Raw genomic sequence first — 5,827 nt, forward strand, 5'->3', positions numbered from 1 at the left:
ACTGTTCAGGGCGTTTTCGTGTGCGGCCGTCGCTGGTGGTCAGGTCAGTTCCACCAGTACTGCGCCTTCGTTGACCATCTCTCCCTCATGGCAGTAAAGCGCTGTAACGACTCCGGCACTGGCTGCGCGGATGCGGTGTTCCATCTTCATGGCCTCCAGCACCACCAGTTGCGCCCCGGACTCGACCGCCTGACCCACTTCAACCAGCACGCGCACTATGCTGCCATTCATGGGGGCGGTCAGGCCGCCACGCTGGCTATCGCTGACGTCGGCCTGCGCGATGGGGTCCAGTCGGTTGATGGTGTGCAGGTCGCCTTGCCATTTGAGGTAAAGCGCATTGCCACGGCGTATCGCCAGATGCGAGCGGCGCACACCGTTGTGCTCGACAGCCAGATGTTCGTTGCTGAGTTTGAACGGTGAGTCGCTGCTGTTGCGCAGGTAGACGGTTCGGGTTTGACCATTGCAGCTCAGTCGCAGATCCGTCTCTGCAGGCAGGCCTGCGCGAAAGCCTGTCGTGACCGCCCAGGGCGAGTGCAGGTCGGCTTGATCGACGCGTGCCGTTTCGCTCTGGCTGAAGGCCTCGGCGGCGGCCTGCCAGAGTTCCTCACACAGTTCACCCGTTTGCGGCAGCAATTTATCCTGATAGCGGGGGATGAAGCCGGTGTCCAGTTCCGCGGCGGCAAACGCCGGATGGGCGATGATTCTGCGCAAAAATGCGAGGTTGGTTCTGACACCGCCCACTGCAAACTCATCCAGCATAGCGAGCAGGCGCAAACGGGCCTGCTCACGGTTTTCGCCCCAGGCAATCAGTTTGCCGAGCATGGGGTCATAGAAGGGTGAAATGTTGTCACCCTCGCTAACGCCACTGTCCACACGCTTGCCGGGGCCGGACGCGGATTCTCTGTAGAGTTCCAGCGTGCCGGTCGCAGGCAGAAAATCGTTGGCCGGGTCTTCGGCGTATAACCGGACCTCAATGGCGTGACCGATCAGTGGCACTTGTTCCTGAGTAATAGGCAGCGGTTCGCCTCTGGCCACCCGAATCTGCCATTCCACCAAATCCAGGCCCGTGATGTACTCGGTCACCGGGTGCTCGACTTGCAGGCGGGTATTCATCTCCATGAAGAAAAACTCGCCGCGCGCGTCCAGCAGGAATTCCACCGTGCCTGCACCCACGTAGCCGATTGCCTGTGCGGCCTTGTCCGCCGCTTCACCCATGGCTTTGCGCAGTTCGGGTGTCAGGCCGGGCGCAGGTGCTTCTTCGACGACCTTCTGGTGTCGGCGCTGAATGGAGCAGTCGCGCTCATTGAGGTAGAGACAGTGACCATGGCGGTCGGCAAACACCTGAATCTCGACGTGGCGCGGAGTGAGGACGTATTTCTCCACCAGCATTCGCGCGTCGCCGAACGATGAGAGCGCCTCGCGTTGCGCAGAGGCCAGCGCTTCGGCCATTTCGCCGCTGCGCTCCACCACCTTCATGCCTTTGCCGCCACCGCCTGCCGTGGCTTTCAACAGCACGGGGTAACCGATGCGTTCAGCGGCGCTGCGGAACGTCTCGATGTCCTGTGCGTCGCCGTGATAGCCAGGCACCAATGGCACGCCAGCTTGATCCATCAGCGCCTTGGCGGCAGATTTGCTGCCCATGGCGTCGATGGCCGAGGCGGGTGGGCCGAGGAAAATCAGCCCTGCCTCTTCAATGGCACGGGCAAAGTCGGCATTTTCGGACAAAAAACCGTAGCCGGGGTGAATCGCTTGTGCACCGCTTGCCCTGGCCGCATCGATAAGCTTGTCGATCGCCAGGTAGCTTTCTGCTGCCTTGCTGCCTCCAAGGTCCACACGGATATCAGCCTCACGGCTATGCCGTGTGTCACGGTCAATGGCACTGTGCACGGCGACTGTGGTGAGCCCCATGGTTTTCGCGGTCCGCATGATGCGACAGGCAATTTCACCGCGGTTGGCGATCAGCAGCGTGGTCAGCTCTGGGGTACTCATGATTGCGAGTCCTTCTGTGATTCTTGCCGGGCTGCAAGCGCTGCTGGCGTTTGATCGCCGTGTGGCTGCCAGCCGGGTGTACGTTTTTGCAGGAAGGCGCGCAGGCCTTCCTGGCCTTCGGCGCTGGTGCGGATGCGCGCGATGGCGCTTTCACAGTAGCGACGCAATGCGGGTGTGAGTTCGCCGCTACCGACTTCGCGCAGCAACTCCTTGCTGACTCGCATGGCCTGCGGGCTGTTAAGCAGCAGGTTGTCGATCCACTCCTGCGTGCGGGCTTGCAGGTCGGCAGCCGGGTAGCACTCAGCTATCAGCCCCATCTGCTGCGCTCGCTGGCCATCGAAACGCTCGGCGGTCAGGGCGTAGCGCCGCGCGGCGCGTTCGCCGATGGCCTGTACCACAAACGGACTGATAACCGCTGGAGCCAGACCTATGCGTACTTCTGACAGGCAGAACTGCGCATCTGCCGTCGCAATGGCCATGTCGCAGCAACTGATCAGGCCCAGCGCGCCACCGAACGCTGCACCTTGCACCACCGCAAGCGTCGGGATTTTCAATTTGGCGAGGCTGTACATCAGCTCTGCCAGTTCACGGGCATCATCCAGATTGGTGTTGTAGTCCAGCTCTGCGGCCTGCTGCATCCAGGCCAGATCGGCACCGGCGCTGAAATGCCTGCCACGCCCGCGCACCAGCAGAAAGCGCAGGCCGGCATCACTTTGCACCTGGTCCAGCGCGAGGATCAACTCGCGAATCATCTGCGCATTGAAGGCATTGTTCTTGTCCGGTCTATTTAGCCATAGCGTGGCGAAACCACGTGGGTCGGTGATCAACTCTATGGTCGCGAATGAGGTCGAAGTCATGGTCATTTCCCGCCTCACATCCGGAACAGGCCGAAGGTGGTAGGTTCGATGGGCGCATTGAGCGAGGCGGACAGGGCCAGCGCAAGAATGTCGCGGGTTTGTGCCGGGTCGATGACTCCGTCGTCCCACAGTCGGGCGCTGGAGTAATAAGGATGCCCTTGATGCTCGTACTGATCGAGAATCGGCTGCTTCAGTTCGGCCTGCTGCTCGGCGCTGAAGGCCTGGCCGGCACGTTCCGCCTGCTCGCACTTGACCTGCACCAGCACGCCCGCTGCCTGCTCGCCGCCCATCACGCCGATTCTCGCGTTGGGCCACATCCACAGGAAGCGCGGGTCGTAGGCGCGGCCGCACATGCCGTAATTTCCTGCGCCGAAACTGCCGCCGATGATGACCGTGAATTTCGGCACCTTCGCGCAGGCCACGGCGGTCACCAGCTTGGCACCATGCTTGGCGATGCCCCCGGCTTCATACTTCTGACCGACCATGAAACCGGTGATGTTCTGCAGAAACAGCAGGGGAATTCCCCTTTGGCAGGCCAGTTCCATAAAGTGCGCGCCTTTTTGCGCAGCTTCTGCGAACAGAATCCCATTGTTGGCTAGAATCGCGATCGGGTAGCCATGCAGGCGAGCGAAGCCGCAGACCAGCGTGGTGCCAAACAACGCCTTGAATTCATCCAGTACCGAGCCATCCACCAACCGCGCGATGACTTCGCGTACGTCAAACGGCTGCTTTGTGTCGGCCGGGATAATGCCGTACAGGTCATCGCTTGCGTACAACGGCGCAATCGGTGTGACAGTGTTCAGTTGACCCTGCTTGCGCCAGTTCAGATTGGCGATGCTGCGTCGCGCCAATGCCAGCGCGTGCTCGTCGCTGTCGGCATAGTGATCGGCCACCCCGGAGGTGCGGCAATGCACATCGGCACCGCCCAGGTCTTCAGCGCTGACTATTTCTCCGGTGGCAGCTTTTACCAGTGGCGGGCCTGCGAGGAAGATGGTGGCTTGCTGACGCACCATGATCGCTTCGTCGGCCATGGCCGGAACATAGGCCCCGCCTGCGGTACAGGAACCCATGACCACGGCAATCTGGGGAATGCCTTGTGCGCTCATGTTGGCTTGATTGAAGAAGATTCGCCCGAAGTGTTCGCGGTCCGGAAACACTTCGTCCTGGCGCGGCAGGTTGGCACCACCGGAGTCCACCAGGTAGATGCACGGCAGGCGGTTTTGCTGGGCGATGGTCTGCGCGCGCAGGTGCTTTTTGACGGTCAGCGGGTAATAGGAGCCACCTTTGACCGTCGCGTCGTTGGCGATGATCATGCATTCGACCCGGCCGATACCGGCTATTACCCCGGCGGCCGGAACCTCTTCGCCATATACCTCATGGGCGGCCAGTTGGCCGATCTCCAGAAACGGTGATCCGCTGTCCAGTAAACGGTTGATACGCTCGCGCGGCAGCAGCTTGCCGCGCGACGTATGGCGCTCCTGGGCCTTGGGCCCGCCGCCTTGGCGAACGATGCTCAGCAACATACGGAGCTCTTCGACCTGCTTGAGCAGCGCGGTGCGATTAAGGGCAAATTCCGGCGAGCGGGCGTTGATGCGAGTCTGCAGAATGGTCATGGTAGCTCCGCAATCAACGGGTTTCGTTGAACAGTTCGCGACCGATGAGCATGCGCCGGATCTCGCTGGTGCCTGCACCGATCTCGTAGAGTTTGGCGTCGCGCAGCAGTCGACCGGCCGGGAATTCGTTGATGTAGCCATTGCCGCCCAGAATCTGAATGGCATCCAGCGCCATCTGCGTGGCGCGTTCGGCGCTGTAGAGGATCACGCCTGCTGCGTCCTTGCGCGTGGTCTCGCCACGATCACAGGCCTGGGCGACGGCGTACAGGTAGGCCCGGCTGGCGTTAAGCTGGGTGTACATGTCTGCGACCTTGCCCTGAATCAGCTGGAACTCGCCGATGCTCTGGCCGAACTGCTTGCGGTCGTGAATGTAGGGCACCACCAAGTCCATGCAGGCCTGCATGATTCCGGTCGGCCCGCCAGAGAGCACGACGCGTTCATAATCGAGGCCGCTCATCAGGACTCTGACACCACCATCAAGCGTGCCCAGCAGGTTCTCTTCGGGCACCTCGACATCATCGAAAAACAGCTCGCAGGTATTGGAACCGCGCATGCCCAGCTTGTCGAACTTGCTGCCGCGCGAGAAGCCTTTCCAGTCACGCTCGACGATGAATGCGCTAATGCCATGCGCAGCCTTTTGCAGATCGGTCTTGGCGTAGATCACGTAGGTATTGGCGTCAGGCCCGTTGGTGATCCAGGTCTTGCTGCCATTTAACACATAGCGATCACCACGCTTGTCGGCGCGCAGCTTCATCGATACCACGTCCGAGCCTGCATTGGGTTCGCTCATGGCCAGCGCGCCAATGTGCTCGCCGCTGATCAGCTTGGGCAGGTATCGGGCTTTCTGCGCCGGGCTGCCATTGCGGTTGATCTGATTCACGCACAGGTTGGAATGTGCGCCGTAGGAAAGTGCCACCGATGCCGAGCCACGGCTGATTTCTTCCATCGCCACGACATGCGCCAGATAACCCAGGCCTGCGCCACCGTATTTCTCGCTGACCGTGATGCCGAGCACGCCCATCTCACCGAATTTGCGCCACATGTCGACTGGGAACAGGTTGTCCTTGTCGATCTGCGCGGCGCGCGGGGCAAGCTCTGCGGCGACGAAGGATTGCAATTGGTCGCGCAGCATGTCGATGGTTTCGCCCAGGGCGAAGTTCAGGCTGGGGTAACTCATGGGTAGCGTTCATGTTTTATTCTTGGAGATGATTCTATGCGGACTGGCTATGACCTTTACGTTAACGTAAATCTGCGGATGTGTGCTGTCAATCAGGCTTGTGCGCAGAGGGTGGGGGAGAGTCGGGAGGCAAAAGCAAACGCTGGAAAGCACGAAGGGGAGCCTGGGCTCCCCTTCCAGGTATGTCTCTA

The 5,827-nt window shown here is 60.9% G+C and carries 4 protein-coding genes; all 4 read right to left on the bottom strand.

Annotation, left to right across the window (positions count from 1 at the left end):
• Window positions 1–39 precede the first annotated feature (39 nt).
• Genes ALO64_RS00225 through ALO64_RS00240 form a run of 4 tightly spaced genes read right to left on the bottom strand, consistent with a single transcriptional unit; the run spans window position 40 to window position 5,636 of the window.
• A complete protein-coding gene (locus ALO64_RS00225; protein ID WP_044343973.1) occupies window positions 40–1,989 on the bottom strand; it encodes an acetyl/propionyl/methylcrotonyl-CoA carboxylase subunit alpha in 1,950 nt (649 codons plus the stop codon).
• Window positions 1,986–2,846, bottom strand: a complete 861-nt coding sequence (locus ALO64_RS00230; protein WP_010202696.1) for a gamma-carboxygeranoyl-CoA hydratase — start codon at window positions 2,844–2,846, stop codon at window positions 1,986–1,988. The genes ALO64_RS00225 and ALO64_RS00230 overlap by 4 nt, the downstream gene beginning before the upstream one ends.
• A gap of 14 nt (window positions 2,847–2,860) precedes the next feature.
• Window positions 2,861–4,459, bottom strand: coding sequence for a carboxyl transferase domain-containing protein (locus ALO64_RS00235; protein WP_044343974.1), 1,599 nt, complete (start codon window positions 4,457–4,459; stop codon window positions 2,861–2,863).
• A gap of 13 nt (window positions 4,460–4,472) precedes the next feature.
• On the bottom strand, window positions 4,473–5,636 hold the full coding sequence (locus ALO64_RS00240; protein ID WP_044343975.1) for an isovaleryl-CoA dehydrogenase: 1,164 nt from the start codon (window positions 5,634–5,636) through the stop codon (window positions 4,473–4,475).
• Between the last annotated feature and the right edge of the window lie 191 nt (window positions 5,637–5,827).

Origin of the sequence: Pseudomonas meliae (genome assembly GCF_001400515.1) — a bacterium.
GTDB classification, from domain to species: Bacteria; Pseudomonadota; Gammaproteobacteria; order Pseudomonadales; family Pseudomonadaceae; genus Aquipseudomonas; species Aquipseudomonas amygdali.

Coding starts and splice junctions, on each gene's coding strand:
- ALO64_RS00230 (WP_010202696.1), bottom strand. CDS start 2,846: ATGACTTCGACCTCATTCGCGACCATAGAGTTGATCACCGACCCACGT.
- ALO64_RS00225 (WP_044343973.1), bottom strand. CDS start 1,989: ATGAGTACCCCAGAGCTGACCACGCTGCTGATCGCCAACCGCGGTGAA.
- ALO64_RS00240 (WP_044343975.1), bottom strand. CDS start 5,636: ATGAGTTACCCCAGCCTGAACTTCGCCCTGGGCGAAACCATCGACATG.
- ALO64_RS00235 (WP_044343974.1), bottom strand. CDS start 4,459: ATGACCATTCTGCAGACTCGCATCAACGCCCGCTCGCCGGAATTTGCC.